The sequence below is a fragment of the Acinetobacter sp. UBA3461 genome (assembly GCF_002381195.1).
GTDB lineage: Bacteria > Pseudomonadota > Gammaproteobacteria > Pseudomonadales > Moraxellaceae > Acinetobacter > Acinetobacter schindleri.
The window spans coordinates 45,744-69,768 of sequence record NZ_DFRO01000014.1; the positions used below are offsets into that span (position 1 = coordinate 45,744).

Consider the following 24,025-nt stretch of genomic DNA (forward strand, 5'->3'; position numbering starts at 1 on the left):
CTAAGAAATATATACAATAGAAACAGAAAATTATCCTGTGGATAAGTTTGAGGATAACTGTGTGGAAAATGAGCAAAATCACATATCACAGCTGGCTTCGCCATTGATGCCCTGGATCGAGCATATATGTCAGCCGCCATTCAGTTCAGCTAACTTTGGCGATGAGGCCAAGCTGCTCATGCATGCCGTACTGGAAGCCATGCAAAATGGTAACAGCTGTATTGACGCTGCAGAGGATCAAGTCGCCTTGCTGCACAATCTAGTGCGCCGTGGTGAGTCTGATCAGCATGCGATTGCACCCTTTATTTTTCAGGACCAGCAGTTGTACCTGTACCGTTACTGGAAACTGGAACAGGCAATCGCTGCGCATGTGGTTCGCATCAAATCCCAGCAGTTAAAAGCTGTTCAGTTGAATGACCGTCATCGTAGTCTGCTTGCTGATCCGCAACAGCAGAAAGCGCTGGAAATGGTGGCCAGTCAAGGTTTAAGTATCATTACGGGTGGCCCGGGAACCGGGAAAACCTATACGCTGGCACATATTATTGCGGTGCTGAATGAAAGTTTGCCGGATATCCGGATTGCCATGGCAGCACCAACCGGCAAAGCGGCACAGCGTATGAAGGAAGCGTTGCAGAATGCCTTGAGCAGTCCGGCACTGGCCCAGTTTGACTTGGAAACCTTAAAACAGTTACAACCTGTGACCTTACACCGACTCTTGGGTCTGGGAATAACTGCACAGCCAAGATTCCATGCCCGACAGCCACTACCTTATGACGTGATTGTGGTCGATGAAGCCTCTATGCTTGATCTGAGCCTGGCACAGATGCTGCTGGCAGCGGTGCCAGATGGGGCGCGTTTGATTCTACTGGGCGATGCGAATCAGCTGGCTTCTGTCGATGTTGGCACCGTATTGGCTGATTTGCAGCAGGTTCCGGCCCTGGCCAATAACCGGATCAATCTGATGAAAACTCGACGGTTTAGTGAAGGTGCACGGATTGGTGCATTGGCACATTTTATTCAGAAAGCACATCCTGATCAGGATCTGTTAACCGAATTTGAACAGCAAGTGATAACTGCATCCGAGCTGCAGACCATTGATCTGGAGCAGATTGAAATTGACCATCTACAGCTGCAATACCTGCCGGAAAATGTATTGCTCAATGATGCTCAACCTTATTATGACCAGCTGATGTATGGTTATCAGGGCTATGTACAGGCTCTCAAAACAGGGGGAGGCAGTCAAGATTTTAATAGGTTTGTAGAGCAGATTATCCGTCATTTTGATGATTACCGTATCCTGACGGCAATCCGCCATGGGGTTTTGGGTCTGACCCGACTTAATCAGCAGATTGAACAGCGCCTGCTCACTGCAACCGGGCAGATTAAGCAGGGCGACTGGTATATCGGTCGTCCGGTGATGATGACTTATAACGATTACCAGCTGGGACTATCAAATGGGGATATTGGGATCTGTTTCCTGCGGGAGCATCTTGGACAGCGCCAGTTTGAAGTCTATTTTCCGAGTCTGGAAAAATGGGTTTTGGCAACACGTTTGCCAAAAAGTATTGAAACTGCCTTTGCTCTAACCATTCACAAATCCCAAGGTTCAGAGTTTAGGCACACTGCAGTCGTACTGGATCATAAAGCCAGTAACCTGTTAAGTAAGGAACTGATTTACACAGCGATTACACGTGCAAAAAAAGCAGTCACACTATTGGTAGATCGTGAAGCATTTATACAATCATTAAGCCTGAAAACTACCCGTCGTAGTGGCTTAAGCAAAAAAATCATTGAACAGTGTCATAAATTTTCAGGTGATAGTGAAACTGATTAATGTAAGCATATGCTTACAGCGATTCAGGAGATTTGCGGATAGAGCTTCACTGCCCTTTTTGAGAAGATGGGCCCTACAAAGAACTCAACAAGGAAAGTTGAGTATAATCGCATAATTATTATAAGAAAGTCGTGAGACAGCGAACTTACATTGATGTAGGTGAAAAAAGAGGAAACTTACAGCCGCTAAGCCTTGTAGTTTTGGGAGAGACTACAAGGCTTTTTTATATCTTGAGTTTATGGAAAGGTAGCATAATTTTATAAATTATTTAATTTATCTAAATCATCCATATAAGATGAACAAGATGGGTTAAAAATGAGATTTGTGTAATATTAATCACAATTTAGGTTAATTAATGTAAGAAAATACTTACATATAGATACGAAAAATGCGTCTATGAGTAGCCCGGCTTTATGGCAGAATCTACTACACAGGGATGTTGTAGTAAGAGCATGGAAAGTTTTTATTAACAATAATAACTATAAAGCGCGATGCAGCGTAATAAAAACAATAAATAATAAAAAAATAATGAAAAAGAAGAAACTACAGCGCACAAGAAGCCCGAGTCCTCTCGGGCTTTTTTTTATAGCTAAATAAAATTACCCATGTATCTAGCTAATGAGGCGAAAGATCAGCTGTTCTATATTTGTCTGAAATAATTAAGGCGTTTTTCATAATTTTTCGTTCAATCTCTAACCCAGTTCAACAAGCTTTATTTTGCAGATAAATGATATGCTTCCAGTGAATTGAGTGGATTTCTTTAAATCTATCTATCGTCGCATGATCTATTTTTGCAATCTAACGTAATTTCCCTTAAAATATGCAACTTGCTGTAGTGATGCACGGCAGTCAATGTTCTGAATTCTCATTACTTTGATTTTTATCAAGATATATAAGCATCTCGGAGAAATCGAATGGCTTTAACAAACGCAGATCGCGCAGAGATCATCGCTAAATTCGCTCGCGCTGAAAACGACACTGGTTCACCAGAAGTTCAAGTAGCTCTTTTAACTGCTCAAATCAATGACTTACAAGGTCACTTCAAAGAGCATAAACACGACCACCATAGCCGTCGCGGTCTAATCCGTATGGTTAACCAACGTCGTAAGCTTCTTGACTACCTAAATGGTAAAGACCACGGTCGTTATGTTGCTTTGATCGGTGCTTTAGGTTTACGTCGTTAATTCGATTTAAGCTTTATTTTCGGGTTTATTGCATGCATTGTGCTTTACAGCTGAAAACTAAAGTCAGCTTGGCTTTTTAGTCAGGCCTAGGAAGGGGCGAATGTTTCGCTCCTTCTTTGTGTTTAAAATTAGTGTTTCTTTCTGGTGAGGTCGGCTTCTAAGCTTTGTCATTTACTCGTTCAAATGGACGTGAATGCCAAACCTTAGGGGTCTCCACTAGAATAATTGTTCACAAGAACTAGGAAAAAATAAAACATGTCGATGTTTAATATTGTTCGTAAAGAATTCCAGTTTGGTCAGCACCAAGTGGTTCTTGAAACTGGTCGTGTTGCACGCCAGGCCAATACTGTTGTGATTACTATGGGCGGCGTAACCGTACTAGTTGCTGTTGTAGCCCAACCGACTGCTAAAGCGGGTCAAGACTTCTTCCCGTTAACCGTAAACTATCAAGAAAAGCAATATGCTGCAGGCCGTATCCCGGGTGGTTATGGTAAACGTGAAGGCCGTGCGTCTGAAGCTGAAACTTTAATTTCACGTCTGATTGACCGTCCAATCCGTCCATTATTCCCAGAAGGTTATTACAATGAAATCCAGGTGACTGCGACTGTAATTTCTTCTGATAAGACTATGGAAGCTGACATCGCTGCGATGTTAGGTACTTCTGCTGCACTTGCGATTGCGGGTACACCATTCCGTGGTCCAATCGGTGGCGCACGTGTTGGTTTGATCAACGGTGAATATGTTCTTAACCCGAACTATGAACAAATGGCTCAGTCTGACCTTGACTTGGTGGTTGCAGGGACAGAATCTGCAGTATTGATGGTTGAATCTGAAGCGAAAGAACTTTCAGAAGACCAGATGCTGGGCGCTGTATTGTTCGGTCATGACGAAATGCAAATCGCGATTCAAGCAATTAAAGAATTTGCTGCTGCAGCTGGCGCAAAAGAATCAACTTGGGTTGCTCCAACTAAAAACGAAGATCTTCAGGCAAAACTGAAAGAAGCGTTTGAAGCGAAAATCTCTGAAGCATATACCATTGCAATTAAGCAAGACCGTTATGCGGCACTTGATGCAATTCAAGCTGAAGCAGTTGCTCAATTCGTTCCTGAAAATGACGAAACTGGTATTGCAGACGACTTGAACGAATTGTTTGAAGATCTGAAATACCGCACAGTACGTGACAACATCCTGTCTGGTAAGCCACGTATCGACGGTCGTGACACGAAAACAGTTCGTGCACTTGACGTACAAGTTGGCGTGTTAGACCGTGCTCACGGTTCAGCATTGTTTACCCGTGGTGAAACTCAGGCGTTGGTAACAACAACTTTAGGTAACACACGTGATGCCTTGATGGTTGATACATTGTCAGGTACTAAAACTGACAACTTCATGCTTCACTATAATTTCCCTGCATACTCTGTAGGTGAAACTGGTCGTGAATCTGGTCCTAAACGTCGTGAAATTGGTCATGGTCGTTTGGCACGTCGTGGTGTGCAAGCTGTTCTTCCAGCAGCTGATCGCTTCCCGTATGTAATCCGCATCGTATCTGATATCACTGAATCGAACGGTTCATCTTCAATGGCTTCTGTATGTGGTGCTTCTCTGTCACTTATGGATGCAGGTGTACCAATTAAAGCACCAGTGGCTGGTATCGCGATGGGTCTTGTGAAAGAAGGCGAACGTTTCGCAGTTCTTTCTGACATCCTGGGTGACGAAGATCACCTTGGTGATATGGACTTTAAAGTAGCCGGTTCTGCCAACGGTATTACTGCACTTCAGATGGATATCAAAATCGAAGGTATCACTGAAGAAATCATGGAAGTTGCTTTGAACCAGGCGTATGCAGGTCGTATGCACATCCTGAATGCAATGAACCAGGTGATTTCACGTGCTCGTCCAGAAATTTCTATGCACGCGCCGACTTTCCAGGTAATTACCATTAATCCTGATAAAATCCGTGACGTCATTGGTAAAGGTGGTGCGACTATTCGTCAAATCACTGAAGAAACCAAAGCTGCGATTGATATTGAAGACAATGGTACAGTACGCGTATTTGGTGAAACTAAAGCTGCTGCACAAGCTGCGATTGCAAAAATCCAGGCGCTGACTGCTGAAGTTGAACCAGGTACGATCTATACAGGTAAAGTGATTCGTATCGTTGAATTCGGTGCGTTCGTTAATATTCTGCCAGGTACTGACGGTCTGCTACACATTTCTCAAATTTCTAACGAACGTATTGCCAATGTTGCAGACGTATTGAAAGAAGGTCAGGAAGTGAAAGTACAGGTTGCTGATGTTGACAACCGTGGCCGTATCAAATTGACAATGAAAGACATTGAACAAGCTTAATTGTGAGATGACTTTTAAAGTCTGAAAAAAGCCTGCTTTATGCAGGCTTTTTTACATCTGAAGTTTATAAAATCAAAAAATACCGGCTGATAAATGAGAGAAATCCGTTAAATCCGGTCAATATTTGAATTACATCGCTTGCGATGATGTTGCTGGAGGATTATGTCTTGATCATATTTTTAGATTTTATTTTGACCAGAGCGCTGGCAGCAAATTAAAGTTAATTGAATTTGCTGTCAGCGGAGATGTGATCTAAACAATACTGAATTGATTATTTCGCTTATGAACAAAATATCATCCACTAAATTATTTAGACCACCTTAGGTTTCTGGCATTTTTATAGAGGCAGGAAGTAAGATACTAATAATTCTCCTGCTTATGCTTAAAATCACTTTTGGATTCTTATAACATGAGTTGCCTGCTTTTAGTCTTAACTATCCTGAATCAGGTCAAAGGATCTGCCTCTGAATTCTTGAGTAGTCTGTAAATCTCATCTTTTAGCTTTAATTTTTTTCGCTTGATTGCTTCGATGTCTGTATTAACAAGATTTACCGGGTCTAATGCCAGCTGTGCAATCTGTCGATCCAATTCATCATGTTCCTCAAAAATACGGGCGAAATACGGATTTTCATCCCGGAGCTGGGTAATAAGGTCGCGATATTCGGGGAACATGTACTTTAATTTTTTATTGCAATCTCTGGTTTTCATAATCAGTTATAAACTCAAAAAAATAATGTAAGAATCCCCGAACCATCTCAGTTTCAGCCGAGATAGACCAGGGAGGGGGAGGTTATTTGAAGTGCAGATGCTTCACTTCACGACGTAGCTGTTGAACTTCATCAATCAGATCCAGCATCATGGCGACAGCACTAAAAGATGCATCAAAATCACGTTGTAAGCGATATGCCCGTTGTGCTCGGGTAACATCTTCACCAATGAAATGATAGGAAGTGTTACGACTACGGTTAGGTAAAATGCCATGTTCCATCAGCTGCATTACCCATTCCGGGCTTTGCCCGCATGCTTCTGCAAAATGGCTGAGATCAAATTGATGGTCATCCATGATTTCTGAGGGGATAAAACCCTGAGAAAAATTTTCTTTATATTGAATGGTGGTCATGGCCTGCTCCTTAAATATCCAGACTAAAGTCATTGCTGTGAATCAGATCGGGGGCATGTAGTAATAGATAGGATTGGAGATAATGCCTGAGATCAGATTTCCCATGATTCAATATATGCGTGGCAGTCGTGCAAAAACTGCTGGAGGTACAAAACCTGTTTAAATTTAAGTTAGGCAAGTGATGAGCTAAAAGTGGCTGATATCTGCCACGCCATAGCAACTGTTTTGCCGAACATTGGTCAAAAATAGTTTCAGATGCATCACCATATTGCTTATTTTTATTTTTGGACATCCCTGTGCCGTGACCCGCTTTTAATAAAGAGTCAGGTAATCGTTGGAGCATATAGGTATATGATCTGAACATAGTAAATGGATAAAAAATAACCGTGTTCGATCCATTATTCTGAGTTTTAGTGCACTACAACAGTGAAGATTTGTACCTTATTGTTTCAAATCATGACAATAAAAAAGCCTCTGAGTAAAGGCTTTTTAAAATACTAACTAAATTAGTGTTTTATCCAAGTTACGCTGCGTCCAATTACGGAAACGCCTACATAACCACGCAGAGTTAAGCGTTTACCATTAGCGTTCAAACGTGCTTTACCTTTATAGATCTTGCCCCCAATTGGATCTAAGACTTGACCATCGATGTATTCATTTGGCTTATTTGGATTTTGTTTAAAATTCCAAATAAAAGGTAAGCCAATGAACGGTTTACCTTTGAGCTTGCCAGGGCAGTTATGGCAAATAACTTGTTTTTCGGCACTTGGTAGACTCCGGGTTTCGACAATAATCCCTTCATAGGTGCCATCAGGTTTTTTGCGGATTTCGACATCTGCACGTGAATAGCCACTTTGGTCATCTACAGTCTTCCATATTCCAATCAATGGATCTACATTGGCTAAACTGCATACTGACACGGTTGCTAAAGAAATCCCCATACATAAAGCGCGTACTAATTGTTTCATATCCATCCTAGGAAATTATCGTGTTTTAAAATAGATTTATTGCTCTAATTTATAAATAATAACTTTATAAATCAATTTATTATTTTGTGATGAAAGTTGTTTTAATACGGGTTAAATGAACGAAGAATCATATTTTATCGAAAATGTTTGAAGCTTGTCCAAGTCATATCGCATAACTTGGACAACGCAATTTTCAATTTTTGATCCAAGTCATATTACGCCCGACTGGAGATCCTTCAGTTCGGCTATGAATTGCCAGATGTCGACCATTATTTTTCAGACGTGCACGTGCCTGATATAATTTTCCCGAGATGGGGTCGAGCAGAGTGCCATTAATAAATTCGTTGGTATTTTCTGGATGACTGCTCAGACCCTTAAGCATGGTCAGTCCAACCAGAGGCTGATCCTTGAGAGAGCCGGTGCATTGAGTACATTTTTGTTGTGGAACCGCCCCCGGAACCTCGCGTACATTTACAATCTCGGCCATATAACGATCTTTAGCATCCTTGCTGATGATGACATCTGCCAGAGAATAACCGGTACGGTCATCAATGGTTTTCCATTGTCCAAGCAGTGGATCATTGTTGGCAGATACTGACAGGCTAATCGTGCTTGCTGCTGCAAAAATCATGGAACAGAACAGTTTAAATTTCATCATCACACATTCCCCAAGTATTAAAAATGCTTCTAAAATCTTAAAAGCATAAAAATATTATGGGATTAATATAGCGTGAAAAATCTACTAATTACCAGTGAATAATCAAATATCTTCAAGAAAAATTAAAACCTAAATTGATGAACAATCACATTAATTGAGGAATGTGGGACGTGGTGAGTATTTGCTGGATCAGCAGATTAAAAAGCGAAAGAGACAGAAAGCTGGTTAAATAATTAGCTCAGACAGCTTTGGAAGTCAGGATTAATCAATAGCGGATTGAGTTTATATTCATTAAGAATAGAGTGGGGCCAAGTATTGCTATTTCCATATAGCTGTGTAGAGCTGAATGATATGGTAAGTTTGAGATTAAAAATATTTATTTTTCATAGAAAAGAAAGCTCTGGATTTATAAAAATAAAAGCACTCCTATTGAGTGCTTTTATTAACAAAGATACCTGTAATTAACTAAGGTGCTCACCGAACAGACCTAAAGCTTCTTCAGCAGTAAAGGTGTATTGGCTGTTACAGAACTGACAATCCATTTCAATTGGATTCTGGAATTCTAAAGTTTCACGAACAGATTCAACCCCGATCTGTTGCAAGGCAATGGCACAGCGTTCTTTAGAACAGGTACAACCGAATTTCAGCTGTTCTGCTTCAGGCAAACGAACTTGTTCTTCGTTATATAAACGATAGAGGATTTCATTGGTATCCAGGCTAACCAGTTCTTCTGCTTTCAAGGTTTCAGTCAACATGGTCACGCGTGGCCACAAATCCTCATCCACATAGCGTTGTTCTTCTTCACTATTACGTGGTAGAAGCTGGATCAGCAGACCACCTGAACGCTTCTGGTCACTTGCCAGCACAATACGGGTTGGAATCTGTGCAGACAGATCATAATACTGCATCAGACAGCCCGCCAGATTATGTTTATCCAGTGGTACGATACCTTGGTAGCGCTCACCGACTTCAGGCTCAATATTGATAAACAGTACAGGACTGATCAGGGCTTTTAGAACGGTACTGCTGTCTTCTGCCACCTGAAAACGGGGATCTTCTTCATAATCAGCCAACGCACGCACTTCACCACGATGGTTACATTCCGCCATCGCCCATTTAAACGTGCCAGTAGCCTGAATCTGCAGACTGATGCGTCCCTTGATTTTTAACGTACTTGCCAATAGGGCAGTCGCACTGAGCATCTCGCCCAAAAGGATTTGTACGGCAGGAGCATAGTCGCGCTGCGCTAAAATTGTTTGTAAAGCTTCTTGAAGATGCACTACTTCACCACGAACAGGGCTATCCTCAATAAAAAAGCGTTGGCGTAAATCAGACATAAAATTCTCCATAACCCTGCTTTAATGGTGACACTATTGTAAAACACAAGTTATGACAGATCATCTGTTATGGTATCAATTCCTGTGCCGTTGACATTCTGTTGCTTCTGTATTGGATTTATTACACTTTTACGATGTTGGTCCTGCTCGAATAGGTAGCTTAACTCTGCCATGCTGCTGTGGTGTTGAGCATATAATGACTCAGAACCAGATTCCGCCTGCTGTTCTGCTTTTAATAAAGTTTCATCATACTGACGGAACTGTAGAATTGTCTGCTCAGCGAGTTCTACAGATTGATGGGTTGCTGCCAGTAATGACTGTGTCAGTGCTAAAGCAGAAAGATAAGTTTCACGGAAAACATTTTCTACACCCAGTTCATGCAGCAAATGTGCATGATGGCGATCACGCGCGCGTACCCACAATTTTAGATCCGGGTAATTCCAGCACAAATGACGTACGACCAGCAAAGAATCCTCAATATCATCAATCGCGACAATCACCTGATCTTTGGAAGCAATATCTGTCAGTTGTAGCGCCGTGGTTTCAGTTGCATCTGCCTGAAAGAAAGGAATAGCCTGATCTTTGAGTAGGTCACTTGCTTCAACCGTATTGTCCATCACACTAAAGCTCAGACCTTGCTGATGGAGTACACGCGCTACGATTTGCCCAAAGCGACCAAAACCAATCAGTAAAATCGGTGTAGTGGCTAAAGGCTCTACCTGGGTATCAAAGTCTGCGACCAGATGATGTGAGCGATTTAATCGCGGTAAGATTTGTTGATCAAGCAACCAGTAGAGCGCTGGTGTCATTAACATGGATAGCGCCAGCATACATAGCAGTGGCGATAACAAGCTGATATCTAAGATGGTATGGGTAACTGCAATAGTGAGTAACACAAAAGCGAACTCACCGCCTTGGGCCAGGCTAACCGCGGTTAAGGTGCTGGTACGCCAGCTATTTTGATAATAACGGGCAATTGCCAGACTGAGCACAAATTTACTCAATATGATCAGCACGGCGCCACCAATAATCAGTCCAAGCATCTGCAAGACATCACTTAGCTGAATCGCTAGGCCAATACTGATAAAACACAAACCGATCAATATGCCATGAAAAGGCTGAATGGCATTTTCGACGTGTGGTCTGAAATCGGAATCTGCCAGCAGAATTCCGGCAAATAAGGCTCCTAAATATAGTGTTAGTCCCAGTGTCTGCATCAGTACCAACAAGCCGAGGATTACAAAAAATGCCACCAGGGCATGCAGGTCATGGCTGCTGCTTCTGGCAATCCAGCGATACAGGGGTTGCATCAAATAGCGGTTACACAGGAACAGTCCGGTAAAGGTTGCCATAATGGCAGCAAAATAAGCCACGCCATGTTCAGTCGAACTTACTCCGGAAAATAGTGGAATAATGGCAATTAGTGGAATCAGCAACAGGGCTTGAATTAATAAACTGATATAACTGAGCTGACCATGGGAAGTCGCGAGCTGCTCCTGTCGCATCAGATGTTGAATACTCAGTGTCATCGCAGACAGGCTGCCAGCCAGCCCAATGACGACACTGGTGATGAGACTTTGCTGTAAAAAAATGGCAGAACATAAGCTCAGAATGGCGCCTGACCCCAAGACCAGTGCAGCAGTTGAGATCCAGGCAGAATGAGGCATCTGGATGAAGCGTTGTGGCCGTAGTTGTAAACCTACCCAGAACAGCAGAGACAGGATACTGATTTGCATTAGCATCGAACGAAGTTGGGGATCAGTAACGAGATTCAGGGTTTCAGAACCGAGCACAAGGCCCGTCAATAAATAACCCAGCACTGCTGGCAGTTTCAAATAGCGGGTGATTGGCACAATCAGCAATGCTGCCACCAGAATTAATGTAATTTGCAACAGTATCGACATGTTCAACCTTAAATCTTATTTCCGTATTGCAGCTTGCAGGACTAGCTCAGTTCTTGTGGATCGACATCCAGGCTTAACTTCATTGAGGAAGGTTTGTCTTGCAGCATGGCTTGCCACCATGCCCTGACATAATAGTGCAAACGTGGACGGTCTGCAGACAGTAGTACCATATGTGATTGGTAACGGCCCGCCTTGCGTTCCATTGGTGCTGGAATAGGTCCCCAGATCTCCAGTTGCAGGTCCTGATACTGCCTTAAGAAGGCAGCATGTTTCTGTAAGAACTCTGTATTTAATGCCTGATCACGTGATTCGCAACGGATCATCACCGCATAGCGATAGGGTGGCATGCGGGCAATCTTACGCTGCTCTAAGGTCTGTTTGGCAAAAGCCCGGTAATTATCTGTCACCAAGGTATTTAGCAAAGCATGATCAGGACGTAAGGTCTGTAGATAGACATCACCCTTGTGCTCGCCACGACCGGCACGACCAGCCACCTGTACAATCAGTTGGGCAGTGCGTTCGGTGGCACGGAAGTCTACACTGAGCAGACCAGAATCAATATCTAAAATAGCGACCAGTGTGACATAGGGGAAATGGTGACCTTTGGCCAGCATTTGCGTACCGAGTAAAATCGCCGGCTCGCTTTTCTGAATCTTGTCATAGATTTTCTGCCAGCTACCGACCCGGCTGGTAGAGTCACGATCTACCCGAATGATTTCATGATCGGGAAAGAGTTCATTCAATTGCTCTTCGACCTTGCCGGTTCCCATGCCGAGTGTTTTGAGTTCAGTATGATTGCAGCTTGGACAATGATCCGGCATACGGTGCAGGGTGCCACAATGGTGACAATGCAAATGTTGATATGGCTGACGGTGTACAGTGAAATTGGCATCACAGTTTGGACACTGTGCCTGCCAGCCACAGCTGTCACAAATCAAAACGGGTGCATAACCACGGCGGTTCAGGAATACCAGTACCTGTTCCTTTTTTTCCAGACGTTTGCGTATTTCCTGAATCAGATGCAGGCTGATGCCATGCTGTTTCTGTGCCACCTTTAAATCTAAAATATGAATCTTTGGCATTAAGGCTGTACCAGCACGCTGGTTGAGTTCCAGTACCTGCATTTTGCCATTGGCAACCAGTGCATAGGTATCGATACTGGGTGTGGCAGAGCCCAGAAGCACCGGACATTGCTGCAAATGCCCGCGATAAAGCGCAACATCTCGGGCATGATAACGGAAGCCTTCCTGCTGTTTAAAAGACAGATCATGTTCCTCATCCAGGATGATCAATCCTAGATTGGGCATCGGGGTATAAATGGCAGAACGGGTACCCAGCACAATCGAGGCTTTACCGGTTTCTGCAGCTTGCCAGGCTTGCAGACGTTTCGAGTCATTTAAACCAGAATGTAACAAGGCAATATGACAATGGAAACGTGACTGGAACCGGCTAATGGTTTGTGGCGTCAGGCCAATTTCCGGTACCAGCACTAAAACCTGTTTTCCCTGTTTCAGCACCTTTTCCATGATCTGCAAATAAACTTCAGTCTTGCCGCTGCCGGTCAGACCATCCAGTAAAAAGGCCTGATATTTATTTTTAAATTTCAGTACCTGTTGAATGGCATGCTGCTGTTCCGGATTGGCTGTAAGCGGCATTTGTGCCAATTGAACAGGCTGCGGGCTGAAATCCTGAGGTTCCAGCACACATTCACAAATTCCTTTTTTCTCTAAAGCTTTTAGGGTAGCTGTCTCGATCCCTGCCAGGTTCAGTACAGTTTCAGTGGTACCGACTGGATGCAATTTTAAAATTTTATAGGCTTCCTGCTGACGCTCGGAACGGCGCACCTTGGCTTCTGCCTGGTCATCTAACAGTTTCCAGTTCCGGGCCAGCAGGTTATAGGGCTTACCCTGACGTAATAAGGTTGGCAAGGCACTTTGCACCACTTCACCAATCGGGAACTGGTAATACTGCGCTGACCAGTTCAGCAGATTCAGTACCTTGTCATCAATGAGTGCCCGGTCATCCAGTAATTCAGTAATCTCTTTAAGTTTAAAACTGGAATCTAGCGGAGTGTCTGGCGGCAACTTTTCCATAATGACCCCAACCAGATTCTGCCGACCGAAAGACACCGCCACGCGCGCACCCACCTCAGCCTGCTGATATTGCGCTGCACTTAAACTGTAATCAAAACAGTCAAACAGATGAACAGGAACAGCAACACGAACACGAACACGATAAACTGAAGGAGTTGAGGCTGGGTGATCTGAGATGGGCAAGTGAGGCATCCTGATGAATTTTCGTCGTGCTAAAAAGGCAGTTGTGTTAGAGTGAGCAGATATTTTATATCTAAGAATATGAATGATTTTGATGGTCTGACGCAACTGCGTTGGGGCAAATTTTTGGAAAATTAGAGCATTACAATGCCAGCATATCAATTTATCGCGCTTGATGCTTCGGGTAAGCAGCAAAAAGGCGTACTGGAAGGGGACTCTGCACGTCAGATCCGTCAGCAACTTCGGGACAAAGCCTTGATTCCGGTGTCTGTTGATCCAGTCGAGCAAAAGGACAAGCATTACCGGCCGCGCTGGTTTGAAAAAAGCCTTACAGCTTATGACCTGGCACTGATGACCCGGCAACTCTCTGTTCTGGTTGCCGCCGGTATTCCGCTGGAAGAAGCCATTCGCGCCGTCGGTAAACAAAGCGAAAAGGTGCATGTACAGAACCTGCTGATGTCAGTGCGTTCCAAGGTGCTGGAAGGGCATAGTCTGGCACAGGGCTTACAGCAATCCGGCCGCTTTCCGGAACTGTATATTGCAACCATTGCTGCCGGTGAACGTTCCGGACATCTGGACCTGATTATGGACCAGCTGGCGGACTATACCGAAAACCGCTTTGCCATGCAGAAAAAAATTCAGGGTGCAATGATTTACCCGATCATTCTGCTGCTGATGTCCTTTGCCATTGTGATGGGACTGATGACCTATGTCGTTCCAGACATTGTCAAAACCTTTGACCAGAGCAAAGATGCTTTGCCATGGATCACGGTCGCGTTGATGAAAGCCAGTGACTTTATCCGGATGGCTTGGCCTTTCATGTTGGCTGGTAGTGCCGTTGCTATTTTCCTGCTGGTGCGTTTTCTACGCACCACCGCAGGACATTATGCTTTTGACCGCCTGACCTTGAAATTACCGCTATTTGGCAAACTATCACGTGGGATTAATGCGGCACGCTTTGCCAGTACCCTGTCCATTTTGACCCGTTCTGGGGTGCCGCTGGTCGATGCCTTAAAGATTGGTGCGGCGGTCAGCAATAACTGGGTCATTCGTGATGCCGTTAATCTGGCAGCAGAAAAGGTGACTGAAGGCGGTAACCTGGCGACCCAGCTGGAGCGTAGTGGTTATTTCCCACCGATGATGGTACAAATGATTCGAAGTGGTGAAGCTTCCGGTGAACTGGACCGGATGCTGGACCGGGCATCGACCATGCAGGACCGTGAAGTGACTACACTGATTTCGACGTTACTGGCTTTGCTGGAACCTCTTATGCTGGTGCTGATGGCAAGTATTGTGTTAGTAATCGTAATTGCGGTGATGCTGCCAATTGTGAATATGAATAATATGATTTAAATAAAGTGTGGGTAGAATTCCAATTATAAGCCCAAACAGATTTTCAAAATTAAGCAATGAGAGACATGGAGTGAAAAGGACTGAGATGATGAATGAACAGCCAGATTCTTTAAAAACAGGCTCAGGTATGACGCGTATCAAACATGCTTCGGGTTTTACCCTGATCGAAGTAATGGTCGTGATTGTGATCCTGGGCGTATTGGCTGCACTGATCGTACCTAACGTGATGGGCCGTGGTGAGAAGGCAAAAGTTGATACTACAGTGATCAAACTGCAAAGCGTGGCCGGGTCTCTGGACCAGTACAAGCTGGATAATGGTAAGTATCCAAGTATGCAGGAAGGTGGTTTAGATGCTTTAGTCAACAAACCTGCATCTGCAAAAAACTGGTTACCGGGTGGCTATGTCAAAGGCGGTTATCCGAAAGACAGTTGGGATAATGAATTGCAATATGTCATTCCTGGTACGGATGGACGTTCATTTGACCTTTATTCATTTGGTGCTGATGGCCAGTCTGGCGGTGAAGGCACAGATGCGGATATTTATTATCAGCCTTAATTGAGAATCATTATAAATTTTTTATTTATGGAATATATCACTTCATTTAATTGGGTATTTCAATACTAAGTGAAGTGATAATAACTCTTAATACATAAATATAATCTAAATACATGAATTTAAAATTAATTTTATAATCTATTCTATTTGATAGTCATAATAAGAATTATTCCCATGTTTATCGATTACAATTATCGTAAAATATGAATAAATATAGACTTTTCATTTCTATAAAAAAGCTCATAATGATTTCTATGGCACAAATTCGGCCAAAGGAGATAGGTATGAAAGCATTAATCATAAGAGATGAAATAAATCAGTTTCATTGGACAATGCTGAAATCTGTCTTTTTGGTTCTAAGCATTCTTCCGGTGAGCCAAGCAGTTTTGCATTTGTGGCAAAGCACAGAAGGTAGCAGCCAGATCATGGTAGGTTTCTTTGCATTGAGTCTGATGAGCAGCCTGTTAGCTTTATGCTTCTGGTCGGCATTAAAAGCCAGCGTCATGGAGATGAAACAGGAAGAAATTTCATCCTTTGAGCGTGGCGTGGTTCAGCTCTACCGTTTTCTGCCGATGCTATCATTGGCCAGTATGATGTCCTATCTTGCTGTACAGATTTAATTATCTTTCCAATAAAAAAACCGGGGCATAAGCCTCGGTTTTTATTTTTAAAATATTGCATAAAACTTCCTCTCCCTCTGGGAGATGAAAAGCACTGCTTTGCAAGAGAAGAGGGTAAAAATTTACCTCTCCCTAACCCTCACTTGCGCTAATTTAAAAAGCAGTGCTTTAAAATTAGCTCAGGACAGGGAACTTAAGAAATTATCTTCTCGACTTAAAGCTGACATCCACTTTACGTGGGCGGAAACGCCATCCAAGTAATAACAGCAGGGTTGAGAGAATCAGTACAGGCCAGTCACTCAGTTTCGTATACAGCGTTTCACCCTGCATTGCTGGCAACTCACCGCGTAATACCGCTTCTTGATCCATAGGCGCACGTTTCACGATATGACCATTATGATCAATAAAGGCGGTTACACCGGTATTGGTCGCACGGATAAACCAGCGACCATTTTCCTTGGCCCGCATTTGCACCATTTGCAGGTGTTGCTGCGGTCCGGCAGTTCCAGTAAACCAGGCATCATTAGATACCGTTACCAGAAAGTCGCTTTGACTGGCATTGCGACGGGTCAGATTCGGATAAGCGACTTCATAGCAAATCGCAGAGCCCAGATGCTGATTTTTGATATTTAGCGGTTGCTGATCATTTGCCCCACGAGAAAAACCGCTCATAGATGGATCATTTTGCAAAGCGGGAAGTACCCAGCTGAGCGCGCCGGAAAGTGGGATGTATTCACCAAATGGCACCAAGCGCTGTTTCTTGTACAGCCCACTCGCTTCATCACCGCTGGCCATGATGCTGTTGTAATACTTCGGTGTGCCTTCGGCTTGGGATTCTTTCAGATCCCAATAAGGAATACCGGTAACCCAGGAGCTTCCGGATTTCTCTGCCTGTGCTTTCATCGCATCCAGGAAATCAGGAATATCGGCCTGAAACATCGGAATCGAAGATTCTGGCCACACGATCAAATCACGACCCCATTCGGTCTTGGTCAGATTGGCATAGATCAGCAGGGTTTTAACCTGATATTCAGTCAACCATTTCAAATCTTGTGGAATATTACCCTGAATCAGGGACACGCTGAGTGGCTTAGTGCCTTCTTTCTGTTCTACAAAAGTCAGTTGCGAAGCTCCCCAGGCACCCAGCAAGAGCAGCAGGGATGGGATTGCCCAGAACACACGACGATTAAGAATCTCAACCAAAGCACAAGCCAGTATGATCACCACGAAGGATACGCCAAACACACCGAAGAGTGGCGCATAGCCATCCAGCAAACGTTCGGTAAAGGCATAGCCGGCAAATAGCCATGGGAAACCTGTGAAGACCCAAGTCTTCGCCCATTCAAACAGTACCCACAATGGCGCAAAGGTCAGAGGGGTTTCCGGAAAGAAGCGACGGTAGATAAAGGTCTGTACTGCGGTAAATAGACCCATGACCAAGGCCATGATCAGAATCATCACGACACTAAGGAATGAGCTGGTATCACCATATTCATGGATCGAGGTATACAACCAGAATGCACCAACAAACCATAAACCAATGCCATAAGCCCAGCCAATACCAAAAGCCTGTTTGGCACTGCGTTTACGCAGACAAGCATAAAGCAGCGCCGGAGACAGGATGGCCAACCACCAATAGTGGTACGGCGCCAGTGCAAAACTGAAGATGGCACCGGAAAATAAAGACAGCAGCAGTGGATAGATCAGTGGAAGTTGCTCAGAACTTTCAGACAGCTTCAACAACTTGTCGAAATGTGCCCTCATTGGCGCACAGCCCGAATCGAGTGAATAGAACGAGCATCCGCTTCCAGAATGGTAAAGATCCAATTTCCAAGCTCAATCACCTGACCTTCTAAATCGCTCACCAATCCGATTTCCTGCAATAACAGACCACCCATGGTTTCTACTTCATCATCAGAAAAGTCGGCATCGAGCATATTGTTAAAATGCTCAATTGGAGTCAGTGCTTGCACAATCCAGGTATTGGCTGTGGTCGGATCATTGTCGGGAACAATATACAATGCTTCTTCATCAGCAATATCATGTTCATCTTCAATTTCACCAACAATCTCTTCCAGAATGTCTTCTAATGTCACCAGACCAGAAGTGGAGCCATATTCATCAATTACGACTGCAATATGGGTCTGGGTATTTTTCAACATACGCAAAACCTGATCTGAACGTGCACTTTCAGGTACGAACAGTGGCTGGCGCATTAAGGCACGGATATCCACCTTAGAAGTCGGTTCGGTCAGGAAAGGCAGCAAGTCTTTGGCAAGCAAAATACCCACCACATTATCAGGCTGATCTGATGAAAATACGGGAAAGCGTGAATGCGCTGATTCTACCAAAACGTGCAGAATATCAAGAAGCTGGTCGTCTTCCTGTAAGCTGATCATGGAAGTGCGTGGTGTCATCACTTCACGAATTTTGGTCGCTGGAAGGTCGAGTACGCCTTCTAGCATCGCTACAGTATCGGGTTCTAGAAATCGACGTGAATCTTGTACTAGTTTTAGCAGTTCGTCGCGAGTTTCGGGAGCGGTTCCCAGCCATTTGCGTAAGCCGCGCATACCCCACGACGGGCCTGATTCCTCGTGCATGATCTTTCCTAAAAACTCTTAATATCTAAAAAAATGTAATTTTATCATACCGCAGAAAATGCAGTTGTCTATTGCAATTATTTAAGGCGACCGTGACTGTCGCAGTCAACTGTTTAAAACGAAAATGACAATAAAGCCAGTCATGGGTACAGGCACATGTTTATGTTAAAATAACCTGGTCTTTCTCTCCTGAGCCTGCCGATGTCTGAAGCTGAAATTACTCCTAGCCTGCAACTAAATACCCGCGGTTTACGCTGTCCAGAACCTGTAATGATGCTGCATCAGGCGATTCGTAAGTCCAAGTCAGGTGATGTGGTTGAGGTGTTTGCAACGGATAATTCGACTTCATGGGATATTCCAAAATTCTGTATGCACTTGGGGCATGAATTACTGTTACAAGAAGAACGCCTGGATGAAAATGGCAATAAAGAGTTTCATTATCTGGTAAAGAAAGGGTAATAACGTGTTGGGCAGATGAGCTGAATCATTTGCCCTGCTTCGATTAATCAATACTTTCTGGGCGTGAAGCCTATTTCACAATAATAACTTGATTCTAGAAAGATAAAGTTTAAAAAAGCTCATCTCTTTAGCAAGCAAACATATTTTCTCTGGTCAGAGAATAATTGAAGCAAATCCATCAGACCAAACTGGCTAGGCTTAATCAATTAAATTTATTATAATGCCGAAAAAATAAGCATAAAAATAAAAATGATCAGAAATTCTATTGCTCAAATACTCGAACAATTGGGATTAAGCGCACAGAAACGCGCTTTACATATTCAGTTTTCTAATCAACAGCTTAATTCGGAAATCTTTCTGCAGCGTATTGATGGACAGCATGTGCTCAATCAAGGGTTGAAGATTGAACTTATTTGTTTATCTAGCAATGCTCTGATTCCTCTCAAAAGCTTCATAGGTACACAGGTCGCGGTAGATCAGGTAACAGACCAGGGGCAGCTTTTTCGCAGTTCAGGCATTATTACCCGGGCAACTCAGGGGCAAAGTGATGGTGCATTAACGCTTTATAAGCTTACTTTGGAAGATGCCACTTCACTTTGGCATAAACGCCGGAATAGCCGTGTGTTTATGGACAAAAGTGTTCGCGATATTACCAAAATATTATTTGAGGAATGGCAGAGTAAAAGCCTATTATTTGCGGCTGCACTCAAGCTGGATTTATCCGGTTTGCAGCAGACTTATGATGTGCGTCCTTTTAGTATGCAGTCGAATGAAACTGACTATGAATTTTTAACCCGTTTATGGCGCAGTGAAGGTATTAACTGGCTGATTGATGAATCTGAGCTATTGCTCCTACATTCCTCTGCACCGATTACAGTACAGAAACTCAGATTGATTGATGATAATAGTCAATATCAGGCTCTAAGCCGCCGGGTAATCCGTTTCCACCGTTCCAGTGCTACCGAACAGACTGATAGTATGACCAGCTTTATTGCAGAGCGAAAATTACAGCCAACTGCTGTGCATATCCAGCGCTGGCATGCTGATCGTTTGAGTCAGGAGGAAGGTACAGGTTCAGTACAAAGCATGCATCAGCATAGTGAAACTCAGGATAATGCCAGTCTGGGGCTGGAACAGGCGTGGCATATCAGTCCGGCATGGGTTACTGACCTCAAGCATGAAGATCAGGCTACGTCAGCATCAAATGCGCAAATTGAGGAAGTTAACCAGAACCTGCAACATTTTTATGATGCGCAGGCCAAGCAGTTTTTAGCAACATCCATTGTACGTGATGCGCAAGTCGGTTACTGGTTCAGCCTAGATCAGCATCCAGAAATTGACCAGCATCAGGTAGCCGATAAAGAATTTCTGATTCTTTCCAAGCAATTCTATAACCAGAATAATCTACCCAAAGACCTGAATGCACAGGTGAATGCTTTAATCCAGCAAAGCCAGTGGCAGCTGACAGAAGTTAAAGATGCTGATGAGCGCCAGGCCAATCATTTAGTCTTACAACGTCGCAATATTCCTTTGGTTCCTGAATATCAGCCTTTATTGCATCGACCACCAGCCTGCCCGCAACGGGCAAAAGTAGTCGGGCCAGAAAGTGAAGACATTTATGTGGATGAATGGGGACGCATCAAAATCCGGTTTTTATTCACCCGTCCAGACGATCATACCCATGATAATGGAGCCGGAACGAATGACAGTGATGCTGACTCGGCCTGGGTCGATGTTCTCACGCCTTGGGCAGGGGAAGGTTATGGTGTGCGCTTCTTGCCACGTATTGGTGAGATTGTTGTGGTCGACTTTTTTGATGGTAATATTGACCGGCCTTTTGTGGTGGGCCGGATTCATGAAGGTCAGCGTTCACCAACAAAATTTGACAAGAAAGGACGCTTACCAGAGACCCAAAAACTTAGTGGTATTCGCTCTCAGGAAGTGCAAGGAGAAGGTTTTAACCAGTTACGTTTTGATGATACCACCGGGCAGATCAGTGCACAGTTGCATAGCAGCCATGCTGCGAGTCAACTTAACCTAGGTGATTTGAGCCATCCGAAAGAACAGGCTGAAAGTGAGAGGTGTGGAGAGGGATTTGAGCTGAGAACAGACCAGTGGGGGGCAATACGGGCAGGTGAAGGTCTACTGATTTCGACCCACAAACAGCAGGTTGCAAGGGGTTCACATATGGAAGCTGAACCAGCGAAAAGCCAGCTTCAATCAGCTCTACAGATGAGTCAGGTGCTCAGTGATGTGGCTAAAAATCAGCAAACTGATCCAGTGGAAATTTTTGAGAAGTTAAAAAGCCTGATTGAGCAGATTGAACAACAGGATCAGAAAAAAGCTGCTGCCTTTAAACAGGCAATCATGATCCTAACGGCACCACAATCGATTGCGCTGAGTACCCAGCAGGACATTCATCTATCTGCTGCTGGTCAAATCAGCCACATTGCAGGAGAGAGTATTAACCTGAGTACACAACAATCTTTGATTGCCCATGCCAGCCAGAAACTAAGCCTGTTCGCAGCGCAAGACGGAGCACGCTTATATGCAGGTAAAGGCAAAGTCGAGATTCAGGCACAAGGAGATGAAATAGATGCTATTGCGCGTAAAGGTATCAAAATTATCTCTACTGAAGATCTGATCGAAATGACCGCTGCCAAGAAAATCATTTTAACCGCGGGCAGTTCTCAGATTGAAATCAGTAGTTCAGGAATTTTGCCCACCACTGGTGGCAAGTTTGAAGTGAAGGCAGGGCAGCATCAGTTTGTACCTGGCACGAAAGTAAATATGAACTTACCATTCTTCCCACAAAGTGTGTGTTGGGAATGTCTGGCACGAAGAGCAAGTCAACGTGGGGCATTTGTCAATAAAGGGGATGGTTCATAGATGATAAGTTTATTACATCCTGATTTACATTATTTTTTTGAAGAATATCCATCTGGGGAACATAAGACTTATTTTATTTATGCTTTGGCTGATGCAGCACAAGACAGTTGGTTTTTAAAAAAGAATTCACATTTACATTATCGCAATTTATTAACAGAAGCTGCTGGTGATAAAGCTGCAGAAATCTCACCTCATTTGGTTCAACTCGGGCACAATCATAATATCGAGTGGCAATATATCTCTAAACGCGTAGTTGGGACTCCTCGATTAACCTTAATAATAAGTCCTTTAGATTTTGATAGTTTATATTCACATTTGAGGCAATTTCTAAATGTCCAGTTTGAAGGTGGATTAGAGATGTATTTAGCATTTTGGGATCCAGCTATTCTTGGTACTTTAGTCGGTCAAATTTCAGACCAGACTCTTTATGTTAAGCAACAAGTGTTATCAGACCAGCAGAAGAAAGTTTTATTAGAGCCTATTCACAGTTGGTGGTATTGGGATCGAAAAGACAAATTACATAAAATCATCGGCGGTAATGGTCATGAATCTCTGAAATTTTATGATTGGCAAAATCCGTTTACATTTACGCCAGTACAAGAAGACATGATGGTAGAAGCAACCTTTCCTGATCATTTGATTTATTATCTAAATCTGAATAATCCTTTCTTGGTTGAGGACTTTAAGGAATGGGAGCTTTACCCATATGTTGTGAAAAAAATAGCATTAGCACGTGAATATGGTTTGGAAGGTACTCGGGATATTTTAAATTTTATTTGTCTAACTTTGATATATAAAAATACTTTCGAGCAAGATGAACTTCTTCAAAGTGTACTACTAAAAGTGAAGAATAAGATGGTCACAATGGATCAGGCGATGGAAGATTTAGAGCGTTTAGTTGAAGAAAACGAATAAATCATAAAACATGAACTTTATGCTAACACAATTAATTAATCATCAAAGCAACGTGAAGTTAGGCATATTCTTTAAGTAAATTAAAAATTATAGGGGATGTTATGAATATATTTAAAAAAATTGTGATGCTACCAGTAGGCTTGGCTTTAGGTTTGGTGGGATGTAGTTCAGGCTCAAGTAAAACTTATGTACTTACGACAACATCGTTCGGTTATGATCCAAGTTATAGACCATACATTGTACGAGTGAATGGCGAGGAAGTTGGAGGAGGCTTTGGTGCTGCAACTAAACGATCTGCGATTATTACTGGACCACAATATATTACATGGGGACAAACAAATATTCGTAAACAACACGTCGCAAAAAATGTTCCTTATTTAACCAAAGAGGATTTAGAAGGAAAAAGTTATTTAGCTGTGCACCTTTATCCAGATGATAGGGTTGAAATCACATTGACTGAAGGGCGAAATATGCCTGATGCTACAAAAATGGGATTAGAAGTGAGATCGAAATTAATTGATGAATTAAATGAGAGTGATAAAAAATAAAAAGGTAAGAATATGGTTTCTCAATTACAAAAAATAGTCAATCAAGATGTAAGGAACCAGCATCTCAGTATTAACTTTTCGAAGCGGTTCGAAAAGAAGTTGGAGTCTCGACAGGTGATGTGATGAATATATTTAAAAAAATTGTGATGCTACCAGTAAGCTTGGCTTTAGGTTTGGTGGGATGTAGTTCAGGCTCCAGTAAAACCTATATTCTTACGACAACATCGTTCGGTTATGACCCAAGATATAGACCTTATATTGTACAAGTGAATGGTGAAGAAGTTGGAGGAGGATTTGGGGCAGCCACCAAACGATCTGCAGTTATTACAGGTCCACAATACATCAAATGGGGGGAAGGAAATAGCTATAAAGAGCATATTGCAAAAAATGTCCCACACTTAACAAAGGAGGATTTAAAAGGTAAAAGCTATTTAGCAGTGCACCTTTATCCAGATGAT

General features: G+C 43.2%; 20 protein-coding genes. 11 read left to right on the forward strand and 9 right to left on the reverse strand.

The window, feature by feature from the left end; genetic code table 11:
- The first annotated feature begins 61 nt into the window (after positions 1 to 61).
- The 3 genes from recD to pnp all read left to right on the forward strand — a co-directional run bounded on the left by recD (position 62) and on the right by pnp (position 5,367).
- Positions 62 to 1,834, forward strand: a complete 1,773-nt coding sequence (gene recD / locus B3D47_RS02350) for an exodeoxyribonuclease V subunit alpha (protein WP_286859731.1) — start codon at positions 62 to 64, stop codon at positions 1,832 to 1,834.
- Positions 1,835 to 2,748: 914 nt separating this feature from the next.
- Entirely contained in the window at positions 2,749 to 3,018 is a 270-nt protein-coding gene (gene rpsO / locus B3D47_RS02355; protein WP_004637724.1) for a 30S ribosomal protein S15, read from the forward strand.
- Between the two features lie 261 nt (positions 3,019 to 3,279).
- Positions 3,280 to 5,367, forward strand: coding sequence for a polyribonucleotide nucleotidyltransferase (gene pnp, locus B3D47_RS02360; protein WP_171056640.1), 2,088 nt, complete (start codon positions 3,280 to 3,282; stop codon positions 5,365 to 5,367).
- Between the two features lie 444 nt (positions 5,368 to 5,811).
- Here the strand turns inward: pnp and B3D47_RS02365 are convergent, their stop codons facing one another.
- From B3D47_RS02365 to B3D47_RS02395, 7 genes are all read right to left on the reverse strand, one after another.
- Complete coding sequence (locus B3D47_RS02365; RefSeq protein ID WP_008303905.1) at positions 5,812 to 6,075, reverse strand: YdcH family protein; 264 nt, start codon at positions 6,073 to 6,075, stop codon at positions 5,812 to 5,814.
- An 82-nt stretch (positions 6,076 to 6,157) separates the two neighbouring features.
- Entirely contained in the window at positions 6,158 to 6,487 is a 330-nt protein-coding gene (locus B3D47_RS02370; protein WP_008303908.1) for a chaperone modulator CbpM, read from the reverse strand.
- A gap of 506 nt (positions 6,488 to 6,993) precedes the next feature.
- Positions 6,994 to 7,455, reverse strand: coding sequence for a DUF2147 domain-containing protein (locus B3D47_RS02375; RefSeq protein ID WP_286859734.1), 462 nt, complete (start codon positions 7,453 to 7,455; stop codon positions 6,994 to 6,996).
- 193 nt (positions 7,456 to 7,648) lie between these two features.
- The gene (locus B3D47_RS02380) at positions 7,649 to 8,113 is read right to left on the reverse strand and encodes a DUF2147 domain-containing protein (RefSeq protein ID WP_286859737.1); all 465 of its coding nucleotides are present in this window, start codon (positions 8,111 to 8,113) and stop codon (positions 7,649 to 7,651) included.
- A gap of 461 nt (positions 8,114 to 8,574) precedes the next feature.
- Positions 8,575 to 9,450, reverse strand: coding sequence for an Hsp33 family molecular chaperone HslO (gene hslO, locus B3D47_RS02385; protein WP_004813475.1), 876 nt, complete (start codon positions 9,448 to 9,450; stop codon positions 8,575 to 8,577).
- 50 nt (positions 9,451 to 9,500) lie between these two features.
- The gene (locus B3D47_RS02390) at positions 9,501 to 11,354 is read right to left on the reverse strand and encodes a cation:proton antiporter (protein WP_286859740.1); all 1,854 of its coding nucleotides are present in this window, start codon (positions 11,352 to 11,354) and stop codon (positions 9,501 to 9,503) included.
- Positions 11,355 to 11,395: 41 nt separating this feature from the next.
- Entirely contained in the window at positions 11,396 to 13,630 is a 2,235-nt protein-coding gene (locus B3D47_RS02395) for a primosomal protein N' (RefSeq protein WP_414631720.1), read from the reverse strand.
- Positions 13,631 to 13,774: 144 nt separating this feature from the next.
- On the opposite strand from B3D47_RS02395, the gene gspF reads away from it, so the two are divergent.
- The 3 genes from gspF (at position 13,775) to B3D47_RS02410 (ending at position 16,156) form a co-directional block, all read left to right on the forward strand.
- Positions 13,775 to 14,980, forward strand: coding sequence for a type II secretion system inner membrane protein GspF (gene gspF, locus B3D47_RS02400; protein WP_004813469.1), 1,206 nt, complete (start codon positions 13,775 to 13,777; stop codon positions 14,978 to 14,980).
- Between the two features lie 88 nt (positions 14,981 to 15,068).
- The gene (gene gspG, locus B3D47_RS02405; protein ID WP_227499334.1) at positions 15,069 to 15,536 is read left to right on the forward strand and encodes a type II secretion system major pseudopilin GspG; all 468 of its coding nucleotides are present in this window, start codon (positions 15,069 to 15,071) and stop codon (positions 15,534 to 15,536) included.
- 284 nt (positions 15,537 to 15,820) lie between these two features.
- Positions 15,821 to 16,156 carry a hypothetical protein gene (locus B3D47_RS02410; RefSeq protein WP_286859746.1) on the forward strand — a complete coding sequence of 112 codons (336 nt, stop codon included), beginning with the start codon at positions 15,821 to 15,823 and terminating at the stop codon, positions 16,154 to 16,156.
- A gap of 201 nt (positions 16,157 to 16,357) precedes the next feature.
- Here the strand turns inward: B3D47_RS02410 and lnt are convergent, their stop codons facing one another.
- Positions 16,358 to 17,920: an apolipoprotein N-acyltransferase gene (gene lnt, locus B3D47_RS02415; protein WP_286859747.1), complete on the reverse strand. Its 1,563-nt coding sequence runs from the start codon at positions 17,918 to 17,920 to the stop codon at positions 16,358 to 16,360.
- Positions 17,917 to 18,756, reverse strand: a complete 840-nt coding sequence (locus B3D47_RS02420) for an HlyC/CorC family transporter (protein ID WP_004813460.1) — start codon at positions 18,754 to 18,756, stop codon at positions 17,917 to 17,919. Before B3D47_RS02420 ends, lnt begins: the two co-directional genes overlap by 4 nt.
- Before the next feature lie 201 nt (positions 18,757 to 18,957).
- On the opposite strand from B3D47_RS02420, the gene tusA reads away from it, so the two are divergent.
- From tusA to B3D47_RS02445, 5 genes are all read left to right on the forward strand, one after another.
- Positions 18,958 to 19,215 (forward strand): sulfurtransferase TusA, encoded by a 258-nt coding sequence (gene tusA / locus B3D47_RS02425; protein ID WP_004813458.1) that lies wholly within the window; start codon positions 18,958 to 18,960, stop codon positions 19,213 to 19,215.
- 249 nt (positions 19,216 to 19,464) lie between these two features.
- Positions 19,465 to 22,104 carry a type VI secretion system Vgr family protein gene (locus tag B3D47_RS02430; protein ID WP_286859749.1) on the forward strand — a complete coding sequence of 880 codons (2,640 nt, stop codon included), beginning with the start codon at positions 19,465 to 19,467 and terminating at the stop codon, positions 22,102 to 22,104.
- Positions 22,105 to 23,019: a DUF4123 domain-containing protein gene (locus B3D47_RS02435; RefSeq protein ID WP_286859751.1), complete on the forward strand. Its 915-nt coding sequence runs from the start codon at positions 22,105 to 22,107 to the stop codon at positions 23,017 to 23,019.
- A gap of 101 nt (positions 23,020 to 23,120) precedes the next feature.
- A complete protein-coding gene (locus B3D47_RS02440) occupies positions 23,121 to 23,567 on the forward strand; it encodes a hypothetical protein (RefSeq protein ID WP_017401516.1) in 447 nt (148 codons plus the stop codon).
- A gap of 122 nt (positions 23,568 to 23,689) precedes the next feature.
- On the forward strand, positions 23,690 to 24,025 hold a 336-nt coding region (locus B3D47_RS02445), incomplete at its 3' end, for a hypothetical protein (protein WP_286859753.1).